Origin of the sequence: Sedimentitalea sp. (assembly GCF_039973035.1) — a bacterium.
Lineage (GTDB): Bacteria > Pseudomonadota > Alphaproteobacteria > Rhodobacterales > Rhodobacteraceae > Sedimentitalea.
The window spans coordinates 212,334-227,673 of sequence record NZ_JBDWLR010000094.1; the positions used below are offsets into that span (position 1 = coordinate 212,334).

The 15,340-nt window shown below is 58.2% G+C and carries 17 protein-coding genes; 10 read left to right on the top strand and 7 right to left on the bottom strand.

What is annotated here, in order from left to right:
* The first annotated feature begins 130 nt into the window (after positions 1–130).
* On the top strand, positions 131–1,126 hold the full coding sequence (locus ABJO75_RS25990) for an NADPH:quinone oxidoreductase family protein (protein ID WP_348125358.1): 996 nt from the start codon (positions 131–133) through the stop codon (positions 1,124–1,126).
* Positions 1,127–1,129: 3 nt separating this feature from the next.
* Here the strand turns inward: ABJO75_RS25990 and ABJO75_RS25995 are convergent, their stop codons facing one another.
* Positions 1,130–1,786 (bottom strand): histidine phosphatase family protein, encoded by a 657-nt coding sequence (locus ABJO75_RS25995; protein WP_348125360.1) that lies wholly within the window; start codon positions 1,784–1,786, stop codon positions 1,130–1,132.
* Between the two features lie 95 nt (positions 1,787–1,881).
* Between ABJO75_RS25995 and ABJO75_RS26000 the strand changes: the two genes are divergently transcribed.
* From ABJO75_RS26000 to ABJO75_RS26015, 4 genes are all read left to right on the top strand, one after another.
* On the top strand, positions 1,882–2,883 hold the full coding sequence (locus ABJO75_RS26000) for an NADP-dependent oxidoreductase (RefSeq protein WP_348125362.1): 1,002 nt from the start codon (positions 1,882–1,884) through the stop codon (positions 2,881–2,883).
* A 29-nt stretch (positions 2,884–2,912) separates the two neighbouring features.
* A complete protein-coding gene (locus ABJO75_RS26005; RefSeq protein ID WP_348125364.1) occupies positions 2,913–3,380 on the top strand; it encodes a MaoC family dehydratase in 468 nt (155 codons plus the stop codon).
* An 80-nt stretch (positions 3,381–3,460) separates the two neighbouring features.
* A complete protein-coding gene (aroQ, locus tag ABJO75_RS26010) occupies positions 3,461–3,901 on the top strand; it encodes a type II 3-dehydroquinate dehydratase (RefSeq protein WP_348125366.1) in 441 nt (146 codons plus the stop codon).
* Positions 3,902–3,906: 5 nt separating this feature from the next.
* Positions 3,907–4,668, top strand: a complete 762-nt coding sequence (locus ABJO75_RS26015; protein ID WP_348125368.1) for a LuxR family transcriptional regulator — start codon at positions 3,907–3,909, stop codon at positions 4,666–4,668.
* Positions 4,669–5,087: 419 nt separating this feature from the next.
* On the opposite strand, the gene tsf is transcribed toward ABJO75_RS26015, so the two are convergent.
* Both tsf and rpsB read right to left on the bottom strand, forming a co-directional pair.
* Positions 5,088–5,963, bottom strand: coding sequence for a translation elongation factor Ts (gene tsf / locus ABJO75_RS26020; RefSeq protein ID WP_348125369.1), 876 nt, complete (start codon positions 5,961–5,963; stop codon positions 5,088–5,090).
* Positions 5,964–6,068: 105 nt separating this feature from the next.
* Positions 6,069–6,947, bottom strand: a complete 879-nt coding sequence (gene rpsB, locus ABJO75_RS26025) for a 30S ribosomal protein S2 (RefSeq protein ID WP_348125371.1) — start codon at positions 6,945–6,947, stop codon at positions 6,069–6,071.
* Positions 6,948–7,314: 367 nt separating this feature from the next.
* On the opposite strand from rpsB, the gene ugpB reads away from it, so the two are divergent.
* From ugpB to ugpC, 4 genes are all read left to right on the top strand, one after another.
* Positions 7,315–8,625, top strand: coding sequence for a sn-glycerol-3-phosphate ABC transporter substrate-binding protein UgpB (gene ugpB, locus ABJO75_RS26030; protein WP_348125373.1), 1,311 nt, complete (start codon positions 7,315–7,317; stop codon positions 8,623–8,625).
* Between the two features lie 123 nt (positions 8,626–8,748).
* Complete coding sequence (gene ugpA, locus ABJO75_RS26035; protein WP_348125374.1) at positions 8,749–9,630, top strand: sn-glycerol-3-phosphate ABC transporter permease UgpA; 882 nt, start codon at positions 8,749–8,751, stop codon at positions 9,628–9,630.
* A gap of 17 nt (positions 9,631–9,647) precedes the next feature.
* Positions 9,648–10,484, top strand: coding sequence for a sn-glycerol-3-phosphate ABC transporter permease UgpE (gene ugpE, locus ABJO75_RS26040; RefSeq protein ID WP_348125692.1), 837 nt, complete (start codon positions 9,648–9,650; stop codon positions 10,482–10,484).
* A 3-nt stretch (positions 10,485–10,487) separates the two neighbouring features.
* Positions 10,488–11,507, top strand: coding sequence for a sn-glycerol-3-phosphate ABC transporter ATP-binding protein UgpC (gene ugpC / locus ABJO75_RS26045; protein ID WP_348125376.1), 1,020 nt, complete (start codon positions 10,488–10,490; stop codon positions 11,505–11,507).
* Here ugpC and ABJO75_RS26050 read toward each other — a convergent pair.
* From ABJO75_RS26050 to ABJO75_RS26060, 3 genes are all read right to left on the bottom strand, one after another.
* Positions 11,486–12,334, bottom strand: a complete 849-nt coding sequence (locus ABJO75_RS26050) for a lysophospholipid acyltransferase family protein (RefSeq protein WP_348125378.1) — start codon at positions 12,332–12,334, stop codon at positions 11,486–11,488. The two genes, ugpC and ABJO75_RS26050, sit on opposite strands and share 22 nt — an antisense overlap.
* Positions 12,331–13,095: a GNAT family N-acyltransferase gene (locus ABJO75_RS26055; RefSeq protein ID WP_348125380.1), complete on the bottom strand. Its 765-nt coding sequence runs from the start codon at positions 13,093–13,095 to the stop codon at positions 12,331–12,333. Before ABJO75_RS26055 ends, ABJO75_RS26050 begins: the two co-directional genes overlap by 4 nt.
* A 113-nt stretch (positions 13,096–13,208) precedes the next feature.
* Positions 13,209–13,391 (bottom strand): DUF3553 domain-containing protein, encoded by a 183-nt coding sequence (locus tag ABJO75_RS26060; protein WP_348125381.1) that lies wholly within the window; start codon positions 13,389–13,391, stop codon positions 13,209–13,211.
* Between the two features lie 26 nt (positions 13,392–13,417).
* Between ABJO75_RS26060 and ABJO75_RS26065 the strand changes: the two genes are divergently transcribed.
* Complete coding sequence (locus ABJO75_RS26065) at positions 13,418–14,014, top strand: histidine phosphotransferase family protein (RefSeq protein WP_348125383.1); 597 nt, start codon at positions 13,418–13,420, stop codon at positions 14,012–14,014.
* 13 nt (positions 14,015–14,027) lie between these two features.
* Here the strand turns inward: ABJO75_RS26065 and ABJO75_RS26070 are convergent, their stop codons facing one another.
* Positions 14,028–15,293 (bottom strand): glutamate-5-semialdehyde dehydrogenase, encoded by a 1,266-nt coding sequence (locus tag ABJO75_RS26070; protein WP_348125385.1) that lies wholly within the window; start codon positions 15,291–15,293, stop codon positions 14,028–14,030.
* Positions 15,294–15,340 lie beyond the last annotated feature (47 nt).

Genomic DNA, 15,340 nt, shown 5'->3' on the forward strand with positions numbered 1-15,340 from the left:
CTCCCCGTCACACGTCGCCGTTCCGCTGTGCAGAATTGCATTTCGAATTTCGATTGACAACACTGATTTGCGGGGAAACAGTCGCGCGGTAAGATTGCGGCGCGGAACCGCGACATCAGGGAGAGATCACATGCACGCAATGCTGAGCCAGGCCATCGGTGGGCCCGAAACGCTGGAACTGACCGAACTGCCGGATCCGCAGCCCAAGGATGGCGAGGTGATCGTCAGAATTCGCGCGGCAGGTGTCAACTTTCCCGATACGCTGATGATCCGTGATCTCTATCAGATGAAACCCCCGCGCCCGTTTGCGCCCGGTGGCGAGATCGCGGGCGACGTTGCCGCCGTTGGCAAGGACGTCAAGGGCTTTGCCGTTGGCGACCGCGTGTTGGCGCTGACCGGTTTTGGCGGCTTTGCCACCCACATGGCGGTCGACCCGACACGGCTGATCAAGATCCCCGACAACATGCCCTATGAGGATGCCGCCTGCTTTATCTTTACCTACGGCACATCGCATCACGCCCTGAAAGACCGTGCCCATCTGAAAGCTGGTGAAAGCCTGCTGATCCTTGGTGCTGCGGGCGGTGTTGGGGCCGCAGCCATTGAATTGGGCAAGGCAGCGGGTGCGCGGGTCATCGCAGCGGTGTCCAGCGCCGAAAAGGCCGAGTTCTGCACATCCATCGGAGCCGACGACACCATCATCTATCCGCGCGAAATGGATCGCGACGCGCAAAAGGCGTTCTCTGGCGAGATCAAGGAACTTGTCGGGTCCGAGGGCGTCAATGTTGTCTATGATGCCGTGGGCGGCGCCTATGCCGAGCCTGCCGTGCGCGCACTTGCCTGGGAGGGTCGGTTCCTTGTGGTCGGATTCCCGGCCGGTATTCCCAAACTGCCGCTGAACCTGACACTGCTCAAAGGCTGTCAGGTGGTCGGCGTGTTCTGGGGGGCCTCGACGGTCCGCGACCCCAAGGGGCACATGGAAAACGTGGGCGAGTTGTTTGAGCTATATGCTGCGGGCAATATCAAACCCCGGATCAGCGCACGCTTTCCACTTGCCCAGACCGCCGATGCGCTCACCATGATGGCGGAACGCAAGGTGATGGGCAAAGTCGTCGTGACGATGGACTGACCGTCAGTTCAGATGCGAGATATCGTTGAACCCCTGCACGATCATCTGGTCCCCATCGACCACGATGCGGCTGATCGAGCCATTGGCGACCCTGTTGAAGGCAAAGGCTTGCGAACCGCTGGCAATCGCCATGGCCGCGCCCACAACGCCCGCATGCACGACGACCGCGACCCGTTCATCCGGGTGCGCGGCGGCAATCCGCAACAGACCTGCGCGCACACGCGCATGCAGGATCGCTGTGGTTTCCGCACCGGGGATTTCTCCCCACTCTTGCTGCGCAAATGCGCGTTGGAATTCGGGCGCGTTCTCGGCCGCCTTGATGCGGTACAGGCCACCGTCCCACTCGCCCAGATGGATCTCGCGCAGATCGGCTTCGACACGCGGCTCAAGCCCCAGACGTTCGGCCAAGGGCGCAGCGGTCTGATGAGTGCGCCGCAGGTTCGTCACATAGATTGCAGAAAGAGGTTCGTGTTCAAGCCGCGCGGCCACAGCCAGCGCCTGTTCTTCGCCCTCGGGATGCAGCGCCGGATCGCCATGCCCGTCCTTCATGGGAAACGACACGCCGGGGCGCGCGGCCTCGGTGCGTCCATGCCGGATCAACAGCAGATCGGCAGCGCCCGGTGGCGGCGAAAACTTGGGTTGGTGATACTCTTTGCTCATGTCACGCGGGCCTCTCTGACGCTTTTGCCCCGACGATTACCGGGATACGCGCCCGTTTGACACCCCTACGAACGCCCAAACCTCAGGACCTGAACATGACCAACCGTATGATCGCGATCTCTGAATTGCCGAAAGGCGAACTGACACAGGCGCATTTCAACGCAAAAGACGGCGACATGCCGACCGCAGGCGACGGCGAGGTGCTGTTGCGCACAATCCTCATGTCGATCGATGCCGCCAACAGAAGCTGGATGCAGGGCGCGACCTATCGTGACGCGGTCAAGGCGGGTGACATCATGCCAACCTATGCGATCTGCGAAGTGATGGAGAGCAACAGCCCACGGCTGAAGAAGGGCGACATCGTTGCGTCGGAATCGGTCTGGGCAGAATATGTGACCCGTCCGGCGCACAAGGTGCAAAAGATGCCGGATATCCGCCCCTTGTCCAACCTGATGTCGGTCTTTGGCATCGCAGGAAAAACCGCGTTTCACGGTCTGGTGAATGTGGCGCGTCCGATTGCGGGCGAAACGGTCCTCGTCTCTGCTGCGGCAGGGTCGGTCGGTGGGTATGTCGGACAGATCGCCAAGGCGATTGGCTGTCGCGTTGTCGGTATCGCCGGTGGTCCGGAAAAATGCGGCTGGGTTGTTGATACGCTGGGCTTTGATGCCTGTGTGGACTATCGCGAGCCAGGCCTGTTCAAGGCGTTGCGCGCCGCCTGCCCCGATGGCGTGGATGTCTATTTCGACAATGTCGGTGGCGCGGTTCTGGAAACGGCGCTTGCCGTGATGAATAACCGGGGTCGGATTTCCTGTTGCGGCGCGATCAGCCAATATGACACCGACACCCCGACAGGCCCCCGCAACCTTCCGGGGCTGGTGGTCGTGAAACGGCTGCGGATGGAAGGCTTTATCGTGATGGATTTCGCCGATCAGGACGCGACCGCCCTGCGCGCGCTGCAGACATGGGTCAGCAATGGCCAGATCAAGGTGTTCGAAGACATCGTCGACGGGCTAGACAATGCGCCCGCCGCGCTGATTGGCCTGCTCGCCGGTGAAAACAAGGGCAAGCGCATGGTGCGTGTCGGCCCTGATCCCTAATCAACTGACCACAAGAAGAGGAGGCAACCATGGCTGCAATCGATCAGGCATTGGAAAATGCTCAGGCAAGTATTGGAACCGAAGTCGGCGTGTCCAATTGGATCACGGTTGATCAGCCGATGATTGATACCTTTGCCGACGTGACCCACGACACCCAGTGGATCCATGTTGATCCCGAACGCGCCGCAGCCGAGACGCCATTTGGCGGCACCATCGCGCACGGCTTCCTGACGCTGTCGCTGGCAAGCCGTTTTGCCTATGACTGTTTTCCGATGCTGCCCGGTCAGGTCATGGGCATCAACTATGGCTTTAACAAGCTGCGCTTTCTGTCGCCGGTCAAAGCCGGGTCACGGCTGCGCGGGCGCTTCGTTTTGGCCGAAGTTACCAAACGTAACGACACGGACCTTTTGCGCGAAAACACCCTGACAATCGAGATTGAAGGTCAGGATACCCCTGCGCTGGTTGCACAATGGCTGGGACTGGCGGTCTTTGACTGATTTGTGACATCGGCTGGCTGTGATCTGGACAGAACCAGAATTTCGTGCCTAAGACCTATTGAAAAAGGGAAACTGGCATCATGAACGGCATTCTGATCCTCAATGGTCCAAATCTGAACCTGCTTGGGACCCGCCAGCCAGAGGTCTACGGAACGACCACGCTTGCGATGGTAGAGGACGCCTGTCGTGCACATGGCGAGGCCATCGGCCTGAACGTATCCTGCCTGCAGACAAATCACGAAGGCGGCATGGTCGATGCCATCCATGCTGCCAAGGCAACCCAAGCCGGTCTGGTGATCAATGCCGGCGCTTACACCCATACCTCTATCGCTCTGATGGATGCGGTTGCGTCGGTAGAGCTGCCTGCGGTCGAGGTACACCTGTCCAATATCCACGCGCGCGAGTCGTTCCGCCACGTGTCTTATCTGGCAAAGGTCGCCCTTGGACAGATCTGCGGGTTCGGACCACAGGGCTATATCATGGCGCTTGATGCGCTCAAATCTCATCTGGAAGGATCGTAGCCGCTATGGAGTTGCGCGAGTATCTGCATACCATCACAAACGCGCAAAGCCTGGAAGAACTCTGGCCGGTGCATACCGCGCAGATGGAACGGTTCGGCTTTGACCGTCTGATTTATGGGTTCACGCGCTATCGCACGGAAACATCGCTGGGCGATCCTGATGATTTCACGATCCTCAGCAACCACAGCCAGGAATACCTTGCGGGCTTTCTTCACGGCGGGCTGTATTTTCACGCGCCGATGCTGAACTGGGCATTGGAAAACGAAGGTGCAGGCAGCTGGCGGCAGATCTACGAAAAATTTGACTTGGGTAAGCTGACCCCCGAACAGATCAAGGTTGTGACGTTCAATCTGACGTTCAAGGTCAAATCCGGCTATACGATCAGCTTCAAATCGATCTCACCACGGTCCAAGGGTGCAATCTCGCTCGCGGCGAGGGCCGAGATGTCGCAAGAAGAAATTGACGAGGTCTGGGCAGAACACGGCGCTGATATCCATCTGATGAACAACGTGGCGCATCTTCGGATCCTCACACTTCCCTACACCCCCCCGAACAGAGCGCTGACAAAACGGCAGCGTGAAGCGCTGGAATGGGTTGGTGACGGCAAGACCACGCAGGATATCGCGATCCTGATGGGGCTTACCTCGGCGACGGTGGAAAAGCATCTGCGTCTTGCGCGAGAGTCGCTGTCGGTTGAAACCTCGGCGCAGGCGGTGCTCAAGGCAGCGCTGCTCAATCAGATGTTCACGATGCCCGCAGACACCTGATTCTATTATAATATTTCATGAATTTTTGGGTCATGTTTACCTCGGGTAAGGAATACATTACTTTAACAAACGCGCTTTAAATCGCAAAGTGCAGTTGTTCCGTGAGTGGTGGCTTTAGCCTGGGAACATCGGGAAACGACCCTTGATATTACAAGGCTCTCTTACCTGTCCGGCTCGTGCGTGTATTGTTCCACGTATTGGGCCGGAATCTTTGAGTAGCCCCTTCCATCCCCATAGAATCGGGGCGTTCAATTGATTGGAGCCGCGCAGTGTTGAGCGCGGCTCCGTCTTTTTTCGCCCATGACCTAACCAACTCCTGCGACGTCAATTTGGCTCGCTATCGATGTCATATCTCGGAAATAGAAAAGGCCCGCCCGGCGCAGTGCCAGGCGGGCCTTTCAATCAATAGAGAATGGGGATCAGCCTTGAACGGCCTTGGCCACTTCGCTGGCGAAATCCTCTTCCTTCTTCTCGATGCCTTCGCCCACTTCGAGGCGAACGAAACCAGAAATCGTGGCGCCGGCTTCTTTTGCCGCTTCACCGACGGTCAGGTCAGGGTTCACCACGAACTGCTGGTTCAGCAGCGTAGATTCGGCGACGAACTTTTTCATCCGGCCAATGATCATCTTTTCGATAACCTGCTCGGGCTTGCCGCTCTCGCGTGCAATGTCCATCTGAACCTGCTTTTCTTTCTCGACAACAGCAGGGTCCATGCCTTCTTCGCTCAGCGCGGCGGGGTTCACAGCAGCGATGTGCATCGCCACCTGCTTGCCAAACGCCTCGTCGCCGCCTGACTGTGCAACCAGAACGCCGATCTTGCCCATACCGGGGGCTGCTGCGTTGTGAACGTAGGACACGACAGCGTCGCCTTCGATGGCAGACATCCGGCGAACCGACATGTTCTCGCCGATGGTGGCGATCTTGTCTGTGATGACATCGGCAACCGGTTTGCCACCCATGTCAGCCGCTTTCAGCGCTTCGATGTCAGACACGCCAAGAGCAGTGCGGGCGATGCCACTGACCATTTCCTGGAATTCGGCGTTTTTGCCGACAAAGTCTGTTTCCGAGTTCACTTCGACTGCAACGCCTTTGCCGCCGTCTACGACAACAGCGACCAGACCTTCGGCAGCAACACGACCGGATTTCTTGGCGGCTTTTGCCAGACCTTTGGTGCGCAGCCAATCAACGGCGGCGTCCATGTCGCCATCGGTTTCGGTCAGCGCCTTCTTGGCGTCCATCATGCCCGCGCCGGTGCTGTCGCGCAGTTCCTTTACCATAGATGCGGTAATTGCCATGTTCGGCTCTCCTGTTCAGGAATTTTCAACGGGTGCAGCGCGAGCTATACTCGCGCCGCATTTCAGGTTCATGTCAGACCACCGCAAAAAACGGTGGCAAACCGATCAGCTGCCTTTGGCGGCTTTTTCCAGAGTCTTTGCTGTGGACTCGATGTCCATCGGGGCGTCTTTTGCCATGGCGTCGTTCGACACGGTCTCGCTCGATGCACCACCAACTTCAACACCAGCAGGTTCAGCAACGGCTTCTTCAACCGGTGCTTCTTCCATGGCGCCCAGATCCACGCCTGCGGCACCAAGCTGTGCCGACATGCCGTCCAGTGCGGCGCGCGCGGCCAGATCGCAATAAAGCGAAATCGCACGAGCAGCGTCGTCATTGCCCGGAATGACAAAGTCGACGCCATCGGGGGAACAGTTGGTATCGACGATCGCGACAACCGGGATGCCCAGCTTGTTCGCTTCGGCAATGGCGAGCGCCTCTTTCTTGACGTCGATCACGAACAACAGGTCGGGTGTGCCGCCCATTTCGCGAATGCCGCCCAGCGAGGCTTCCAATTTGCCCTGATCGCGCTCCATGCCAAGACGCTCTTTCTTGGTCAGGCCCTCGGCGCCAGTTTCCATCTGCTCGTCGATGTGCTTCAGGCGCTGGATCGATTTGGACACGGTCTGCCAGTTGGTGAGCGTGCCGCCCAGCCAACGGTGGTTCATGTAATACTGCGCTGATTTCTCGGCGGCTTCGGCGATGGGCTGGCTGGCCTGACGCTTGGTGCCGACGAACAGAACGCGCCCACCTTTGGCGACGGTGTCACGGATGACCTGCAACGCCTGATCCAGCATCGGAACAGTCTGCGTCAGGTCCATGATGTGAATGCCGTTACGTGCGCCATATATGTAATGCGCCATACGCGGGTTCCAGCGCTGTGTCTGGTGACCAAAGTGTACGCCTGCTTCCAGCAGCTGGCGCATGGAGAACTCGGGAAGAGCCATGCTCGTTTTCCTTTCCGGTTTGATCCTCGGCGGGGGTCTCGACGCGAATGCGCCAACCGGCGGACCTTTGGGGATGTCTCCCCCATCGGCCCAACCCCGCCTGCGGGTTGAATGTGGGGGCCATACTGCAGGATGAACCGGGGTGCAAGCCCCTTCGCATTATGGCTTCGATCCGCTCGTGTATTTGCCTACTTCGCGGGATCCCGAGGCCGCAATGTTGTTTCGCGAGAACCGGCGGCATCACGTGACGTCAAGCGTGAGCAATTTCACGATCTCCGGATCGGTTGTCGTAAAACTGTTGTCAGAATCGCGCAGGTGGCTAGGCTATGAAACATCGAACCAAAATAAATTCCTTGGGGGGAAAGCCATGAAAATCAAAACTTTGCTCGCTGCCGCAGCGTCAACGTTAGCGCTATCCAATGGCGCTTGGGCGCAGACCGAAATCCAATGGTGGCACGCATTCACCGGACGACTTGGCGAACTTCTCGCCGAGCAGATCGAAACCTTCAACGCCAGCCAGTCCGACTATGTTGTTGTCGGAAACCACAAGGGTAACTATTCGGAAACGCTGAATGCCGGTATCGCCGCGTTCCGCGCGGGCGAGCAGCCGCAGATCCTGATGGTGTTCGAAGTTGGCACCGCCACGATGATGGCCGCAGAGGGTGCCATCAAACCGGTTTACGAAGTGATGGCCGAAGGCGGCGCACCATTTGACCCGGATGGGTATCTGGGCCCGGTCAAAGGGTATTACACCACCACCGATGGCCAGATGCTGTCGCTGCCCTATAACTCTTCGACCCCGGTTCTCTGGGTGAATCGCGACGCGCTGTCGGGTGCCGGACTTGATCCCGACATGGACCTTTCCACGTGGCAAAAGGTCGGAGAAGCGCTGGATGCGCTGAAGGAATCGGGACATGAATGCCCCCTGACCACCGCATGGCAGAGCTGGATCCATCTCGAAAACTTCAGCACATGGCACAACCAGCCGTTTGCCAGTCAGGAGAACGGCTATGCCGGGCTTGATACCGAACTCACTCTGAACGGGCCGGTACAGGTTCAGCATATCCAGCAGATGGGTGATTGGGCCAAGGACGGCAAGTTCATCTACAACGGTCGCCGCAACGAAGGCGGGGCGAACTTCCGCGCCGGTGAATGTGCACTTTTTACTGAATCCTCTGCCGGATACGCTGGGATCAAGGCCGAAGCCGAATTCGATTTTGAAATCCGGCCACTGCCCTATTGGGAAGGTGTCGAAGGCGCTCCGCAAAACACAATCATCGGTGGCTCTTCGCTCTGGGTTCTGGCTGGTCACGATCCCGAAGAATACGAAGGTGTTGCGGAATTCCTAAGCTTCCTGTCGACATCTGACATTCAGGCGAAATGGCATCAGGACACCGGCTATCTGCCGATCACTCTGGCCGCCGCCGAACAGACCAAGGACGAAGGGTTCTATGACGCCAATCCCGGCACCGACATCGCCATTCTGCAGATGACCGGTGCAGAACCTACGCCAAACTCCAAAGGGTTGCGCCTTGGTAGCTTTGATCAGATCCGAGGCATCATCGACGAAGAGCTCGAGGCCGTGTGGGCCGGTGACAAGGACGCACAGGCGGCCTTGGACAGCGCGGTCGAGCGTGGCAACCAATTGCTGCGTCGCTTTGAGCAGGCCAACCAATAATCACCGTCAAGAACAACTGCTGCGCCCGGATGCAACCGGGCGCACAGATCAATAACCCATTGGGCAAGATGTCGACCGATACGTTTGGTCAAAATCCCCTGCCCCAACACTGATCGAAGCCGAATGGAAAAGCGCGTAACCTTCAAAGGCTGGCTACTCCCGCTCCTGCTGCTTTTGCCGCAAGTGATCATCACGGCGGTCTTCTTCTTTTATCCCGCCGGTCAGGCGGTCTGGCAGTCGCTGTTCATACCCGACCCCTTTGGCCTCAAATCCCAGTTCGTGGGGCTTGGTAACTTCGAATATCTGTTTGGCGATCCATACTATCGCGCATCGTTCGTGACGACGGCGGTGTTTTCGGGGCTGGTCACAGTCGTGTCGATGGGCATGGCGCTCTATCTCGCCCTCCTGGCGGATCGGCTGATCAAGGGTGCGGGCACCTATCGTACATTGCTGATCTGGCCATATGCGGTTGCCCCGGCAGTCGCGGGTGTGCTGTGGCTCTTCATGTTCAACACCCGGGTTGGGGTTGTTTCCTGGTATCTGGGCCTGCTTGGGTATGACTGGAACCATGTGCTGAACCAGACCGAGGCCATGGGCCTTGTCGTCGCCGCCTCTAGCTGGGGGCGGATCAGCTATAACTTTCTGTTCTTCCTTGCGGGGCTGCAGGCGATCCCGCGTTCAGTGATCGAGGCCGCGGCCATCGATGGCGCACGTTTCTGGACACGGTTCAGAACGATTGTCTGGCCGCTATTGTCGCCGACGACGTTTTTCCTGCTGGTCGTAAACATCGTCTATGCGTTCTTTGAAACCTTTGGGGTGATCCACACCATCACCAGCGGCGGGCCGCAGCAGGCCACCACGATCCTAGTCTACAAGGTTTATGCCGATGGGTTCGTCGGTCAGGATCTGGGCAGTTCAGCCGCCCAATCAGTGGTCCTTCTGGTGGTTGTCGGCCTGCTGACCATCATCCAGTTCAAATTCATCGAACGTCGGGTGCATTACTGATGGCAGAGCGCACAGGCATGGTCGAAACGCGCGGCGCAGGTCTCTGGCTGACCCATGCGGGTCTGATCGTTGGCGTTCTGATCATCTTTTTCCCGATCTGGCTGGCCTTCGTCGCATCTACCGTCACCCAACCCGAGATTACGCAGCCACCGATGCCGCTTTGGCCGGGCGATCAGTTCTTTCAGAACTACCGCGATGCTCTGTTCTCTGGCGTGAACGCACCCGTCCTGCGGATGCTGGCAAATTCACTGGTCATGGCGATGGGCATTGCGCTTGGCAAAATCCTCATCTCACTGCTTTCGGCCTTTGCCATCGTCTATTTCCGCTTTCCCGGACGGCGGCTGTTCTTCTGGCTGATCTTTCTCACCCTCATGCTGCCAGTCGAAGTGCGCATCGTCCCCACTTACGAAGTCGTCGCCGGGTTCGGTATGCTCAACAGCTATTCGGGTCTGATCTTTCCGCTGATCGCCAGCGCCACCGCAACCTTCCTGTTCCGCCAGTTCTTTCTCACGGTTCCGGATGAACTCGCCGAAGCGGCCCGCGTTGACGGAGCAAGGCCAATGCGGTTCTTCTGGGACATCCTGCTCCCGATGAGCCGCACGAATATCGCGGCTCTCTTCGTAATCCTGTTTATCTATGGCTGGAACCAGTACCTCTGGCCCCTGCTCATCACCACGGATCCGTCAATGAACACGATCGTTATGGGCATCAAACAGATGTTTCCATCCGGTGACGACGTCGCCGACTGGCCGGTCATCATGGCCACGTCGATCCTTGCCATGCTGCCCCCGATCATCGTGGTGATCAGCATGCAGAACCTGTTTATCCGCGGCCTTGTGGACAGCGAGAAATAACTCATGGCAACTCTGAAACTCAGCAACGTCAAGAAACGCTTTGGCACGACCGAGGTGATCCACGGCGTCGACATCGACATCGCGGATGGCGAGTTCATCGTGATCGTCGGTCCCTCTGGCTGTGGCAAATCCACCTTGCTGCGAATGGTGGCTGGGCTGGAAACGGTGAGCAGCGGCGACATCGAAATCGAAGGCAAGCGTGTCAATGAACTGGAGCCGATGGACCGCGACATCGCCATGGTGTTCCAGAACTACGCGCTCTACCCGCATATGAATGTTTTTGACAACATTTCCTATGGTTTGAAGATCGCGAAGGTACCAAAGGACGAAATAGACGGCCGTGTTGCGACCGCAGCAAAGATGCTGCAACTCGAAGACTACCTGCAACGGAAACCACGCGAACTGTCGGGTGGACAGCGCCAGCGGGTCGCCATGGGACGCGCCATAGTGCGTAAGCCATCGGTGTTCCTGTTTGACGAACCCTTGTCAAACCTCGATGCCAAGCTTCGCGTTCAGATGCGGCTTGAAATCAAGGCGTTACAGAAAGAACTTGGTATCACATCGCTCTATGTAACCCATGATCAGGTCGAGGCGATGACCCTAGCTGACCGCATGATCGTGATGCATGACGGCGTTGCTGATCAGATCGGTGCACCGCTTGATGTTTATGCCAACCCGGCCACGCAGTTCGTCGCCGGGTTTATCGGCTCGCCCGCCACCAACTTTGTCCCGCCCGCGTCGCTTAACACTCCGCGACCAGGCTGCGCGACGGTCGGGGTGCGCCCCGAACATGCCCGCATCGTTCACTCTGGCGAAGGCCATGCAAACGGCATCGTCACGTTCTCCGAAGCCCTTGGCGCGGAAACCCTGATCCATCTGGCGTTGCCATCCGGCGATCCGTTCACGGTCCGCCAGGATGGCGCGTTGCACGGGCGGCAAGAAGGCGAGCATTGCGGGATCGACTGGTCACAAGACACCGAGATCCATTTTGACGCGAGCGGTCAGCGGATCCCATCGATCTGATCAGCCAATCTGGCATCATGGCAGGCCCGCACCACGCGTTCACAATGCGCGGCAAGTTCCTTGCGACCGGTGAAGTCCGCAACCCGCACCGCCGGATGATAGACCAATTCGACCGACCCGGGGCGACGCACCGCAAGTGTCTTGAGCAGGTGTTCCGCAAACTCCATGTCCCCCCACCAACCATAGAAGCTAGCGGGTTCCCCCTGTGGCGCATGATAGATCACGTTCACCGGTTGAATATGGGCCATGTCCCTCAGGTATTCTGTAAAGAACGCAGCGAAAAGCGTTGTTTTAAATGCTAAAATCCGCAACCCATCGGTTGATGTGCCTTCGGGAAAGAACAACAGCTTGTGTCCGGCCAAAAGCCGTTCTTCAAACAGTTGTGTCTGTTCACGCGCCCGCGCCGGGTTGCGTTCAATGAACACGGTTCCGGTCGCCCGCGCCAGCCAACCAATTCCCGGCCAGCTCGCAACTTCTGACTTTGATACAAAGTACACGCGCTTGCGGGCGTTCAGCGCGAAGATGTCCAGCCACGAAGAGTGATTGGCTACCACGGCGCCATGCTCGGCCATCAACTCGCCCGAGGTCGAAAACCCCATGCCAAGGATGCGAAAGGCATTTCGGCAGACGAATTGGGTGATAAAAGGTGTCATTGGTCGCCTAACACAAAACAGTGGCTTTTCGACCAATCGGATCGACAGCAGCAAGATCAGGCAGCCAAACACAAGGACCGCCAGCGCAGTCCCACGTATTGCCACACGCAGCCAGCCGGACAGACCTATTCGAACCGGATCCGGTTCCGAGCCACTGTCCCAAGTCGGGTTCATTCCGAACGGTCGCCCGAATAGAGCCGCCTTTGGCGGTCATTCATCCGCGCGGTGTCCAGCACAAGGCAAACGTCGGTGGTGTTAAAGGCATGGTCAAGATAGGCGCCCTTTCCGACAAACCCGCCGAGCCGCAGATAAGCCTTGATCAATGCAGGCATCTCGACCACGGCACGACGCCGGTCAAGTTGGTCAGGCGGCACAAGATCCATCCGCTGGAAATGCTCGGGTCGGGCGCGGACCCGCAATTCGGGCGGCGCGAGATGTGCGTGGTTCAGCATCGAAAGCGGTTGGGCAATCGCCTGAGGATCAGTGCCATGAAAGCTGGCCACGCCGAACAGGATGTCTATGCCGTGTGCCTCGACATATCGTGCCAGCCCGGTCCAGAGATGGTACAGTGCCATACCCCCCCGAAAATCGCGATGCAGGCATGACCGGCCAAGCTCAAGCAGTCGGCGACCGGTGGATTTGAGAGGACTCAGATCATATTCGTCTTCGGAATAGAATTGCCCCGCCCTGATGGCCTGATCATCAGGCATCAACCGATAGACCCCGACCACGCGGTCAGATGGAGTGTGAAAGACCAGCAGGTGATCGAAATACGGATCGAATCGGTCGCGCTCCAACCCGTTCTCGTGATCCACAAGCGGGCCGCCGCCTCCGAGTTCGCGCACAAAGACATCATAGCGCAACGCCTGTGCGGCCCGTCGTTCGGCATCGGTGCTTGCCAGCCTGACGGAAAATTCTGGCGCGGATTCAGGCATTTTCGCTTTGTATCATTGATCCGGAATTCAGTAGGTGATCAATAGCCTGCACAGCAGTGCATTGGCAACACAGGCGGTGATTGCGCCAGAAATTAACCTTTCGTAAACCGGTTTCAGGAATCAAAGACAGGAACCAACGACACCCGAGTGCCGTCAATGACGACCTTTCCTTGCTCACGAAAGTTGACCGTGATTTTGCCACCAATGTTTGACTGTACCTGTCCAAGGCCCCATTCATCGAAATCGGGATGGCGCACCAGCATGCCGGGCTCCAGTATTGCGTTGAGATCGGTCATAAACTGCCCTGAAACGGAGAAATTGCGTGGGACAGAGTAATCACAATCTGGCGTCTTTGATAGGGTCCAGAATCTGCCATGACCTGATCAGCCCGATCGGTGCCATCACCAACGGGTTGGAACTGCTGGATATGGCCGGTGGCATGGAGGGGCCTGAACTGGAACTGATCAGCGACAGCGTGGGCAATGCTGGCGCCCGGATTCGGTTTTTCCGCATCGCTTATGGTGCAGCTGGCGAACAGATGTTGGGCCGTGCCGAGGTCACATCGGTCTTGGACGATGTCAGCCGCGGCGGGCGTTTACAATTACACTGGAGCCCTCATGAGCCGCAAAGCCGCGCTTGCGTGAGGCTGGCGTTTCTGGCGATCCAATGCCTTGAAACCGCCATGCCCTATGGCGGCAACATCGTGGCAGCGGTTGAGAATGGGCGATGGAGCGTGACCGGGACGTCGACAAAATTGAATGTCGATCCGGATCTGTGGGCAGGACTGTCGGCGCCGGACACGCTTGCACAGGTCACACCGGCGCAGGTGCAGTTTGCCTTGATGCCCACAATCGCCCAAGATCTTGCTCGCCCGATATCAACCGAGCAAGCCGACGGCCATATCGCCATCCACTTCTGAGCCGGTATGCGCCTTAGGTGCGCACCGTTCCATCGCCGCGCACAAGGTATTTGAAGCTGGTCAGCTGCTTTGCGCCAACCGGCCCGCGTGCATGCATCTTGCCGGTGGCGATGCCAATCTCGGCCCCCATGCCAAACTCGCCACCATCGGCGAATTGTGTCGACGCATTGTGCATCAGGATGGCGCTGTCCAATTGCTCAAAGAACCGGGCGGCAGCGCCAGTGCTCTCGGTAATGATGCAGTCGGTGTGGTTTGAGCCATAGGCGCGAATATGTGCAATCGCAGCGTCGATGTCAGCGACCGGCTTGGCCGCGATGATCATGTCCAGGTACTCGCGACCCCAGTCTTCGTCACCTGCGCTGATCGCCCCGTTAACCTTGGCAAGCGCGCCTTCTGCACGCACTTCGACACCTGCCGCTATCAGCGCTGAAATCACCTCTGCGCCGATGGTTTCGGCGATGTCTTGATGAATCAGCAGGCATTCAGCGGCCCCGCAAATCCCTGTCCGGCGCGTTTTAGCATTCAGCACGATATCCAGCGCCTTTTGTAGGCTTGCGTCCTTGTCCAGATAGATATGCACGATGCCTTCCAGGTGAGCAAAGACGGGCACCCGGGCTTCGCGCTGAACCAAACCGACCAAGCCCTTGCCACCGCGCGGCACAATCACGTCAACCGTGTCGGTCATGGTCAGCAGTTCGGATACTGCGGCGCGATCTCGTGTGGGCACCAGTTGAATCGCGTCTACGGGGAGTCCTGCAACCCGCAAACCCTCGGCCAGACAGGCATGAATAGCGGAAGAGGAATGAAAACTCTCAGACCCGCCTCGCAGGATGACGGCGTTGCCTGATTTCAGGCACAGCGCGCCGGCATCTGCGGTCACATTGGGTCGGCTTTCATAGATCACGCCAATCACGCCAAGCGGCGTTCGCACCCGGCTGATATGCAGCCCCGTGGGTCTGTCCCATTCTTCCATGACTTCGCCAACGGGGTCGGGCTGGTCTGCGACGGCTTGCAACCCTTCGACGACGCCGTGGATGCGTTCTTCGTCCAGCATCAGACGATCCATCATTGCCGCAGACAGCCCCTTGTCGCGGCCATAATCCAGATCGCGGGCATTTGCGGCGATGATATCGCTGCGCTGCAGCCAAACCGCATCAGCGGCGGCCATCAATGCAGTTCGTTTGCTCTCGGCTGTAGCAAAGGCAAGTTCCTGGCTGGCAGCCTTGGCGCGAGCACCGATATCAGCCATCAAAGCGGGAATATTGTCCATGTCTTTCATCGTTTGCGCCCTTGTCTGTGCTGTCGTGTCGGCAACCGTTTCGCGTT

Excerpts from the sequence above, each read along its gene's own strand:
- ABJO75_RS26060 (WP_348125381.1), bottom strand. The coding sequence starts at position 13,391 with ATGACCGATCTCAACGCAATACTGGAGCCCGGCATGCTGGTGCGCCAT.
- rpsB (WP_348125371.1), bottom strand. The coding sequence starts at position 6,947 with ATGGCTCTTCCCGAGTTCTCCATGCGCCAGCTGCTGGAAGCAGGCGTA.
- ABJO75_RS25990 (WP_348125358.1), top strand. The coding sequence starts at position 131 with ATGCACGCAATGCTGAGCCAGGCCATCGGTGGGCCCGAAACGCTGGAA.
- ABJO75_RS26015 (WP_348125368.1), top strand. The coding sequence starts at position 3,907 with ATGGAGTTGCGCGAGTATCTGCATACCATCACAAACGCGCAAAGCCTG.
- tsf (WP_348125369.1), bottom strand. The coding sequence starts at position 5,963 with ATGGCAATTACCGCATCTATGGTAAAGGAACTGCGCGACAGCACCGGC.
- ABJO75_RS26070 (WP_348125385.1), bottom strand. The coding sequence starts at position 15,293 with ATGAAAGACATGGACAATATTCCCGCTTTGATGGCTGATATCGGTGCT.
- aroQ (WP_348125366.1), top strand. The coding sequence starts at position 3,461 with ATGAACGGCATTCTGATCCTCAATGGTCCAAATCTGAACCTGCTTGGG.
- ugpE (WP_348125692.1), top strand. The coding sequence starts at position 9,648 with ATGGTCGAAACGCGCGGCGCAGGTCTCTGGCTGACCCATGCGGGTCTG.
- ABJO75_RS26005 (WP_348125364.1), top strand. The coding sequence starts at position 2,913 with ATGGCTGCAATCGATCAGGCATTGGAAAATGCTCAGGCAAGTATTGGA.
- ABJO75_RS26055 (WP_348125380.1), bottom strand. The coding sequence starts at position 13,095 with ATGCCTGAATCCGCGCCAGAATTTTCCGTCAGGCTGGCAAGCACCGAT.
- ugpB (WP_348125373.1), top strand. The coding sequence starts at position 7,315 with ATGAAAATCAAAACTTTGCTCGCTGCCGCAGCGTCAACGTTAGCGCTA.
- ABJO75_RS25995 (WP_348125360.1), bottom strand. The coding sequence starts at position 1,786 with ATGAGCAAAGAGTATCACCAACCCAAGTTTTCGCCGCCACCGGGCGCT.
- ugpA (WP_348125374.1), top strand. The coding sequence starts at position 8,749 with ATGGAAAAGCGCGTAACCTTCAAAGGCTGGCTACTCCCGCTCCTGCTG.
- ABJO75_RS26050 (WP_348125378.1), bottom strand. The coding sequence starts at position 12,334 with ATGAACCCGACTTGGGACAGTGGCTCGGAACCGGATCCGGTTCGAATA.
- ABJO75_RS26000 (WP_348125362.1), top strand. The coding sequence starts at position 1,882 with ATGACCAACCGTATGATCGCGATCTCTGAATTGCCGAAAGGCGAACTG.
- ugpC (WP_348125376.1), top strand. The coding sequence starts at position 10,488 with ATGGCAACTCTGAAACTCAGCAACGTCAAGAAACGCTTTGGCACGACC.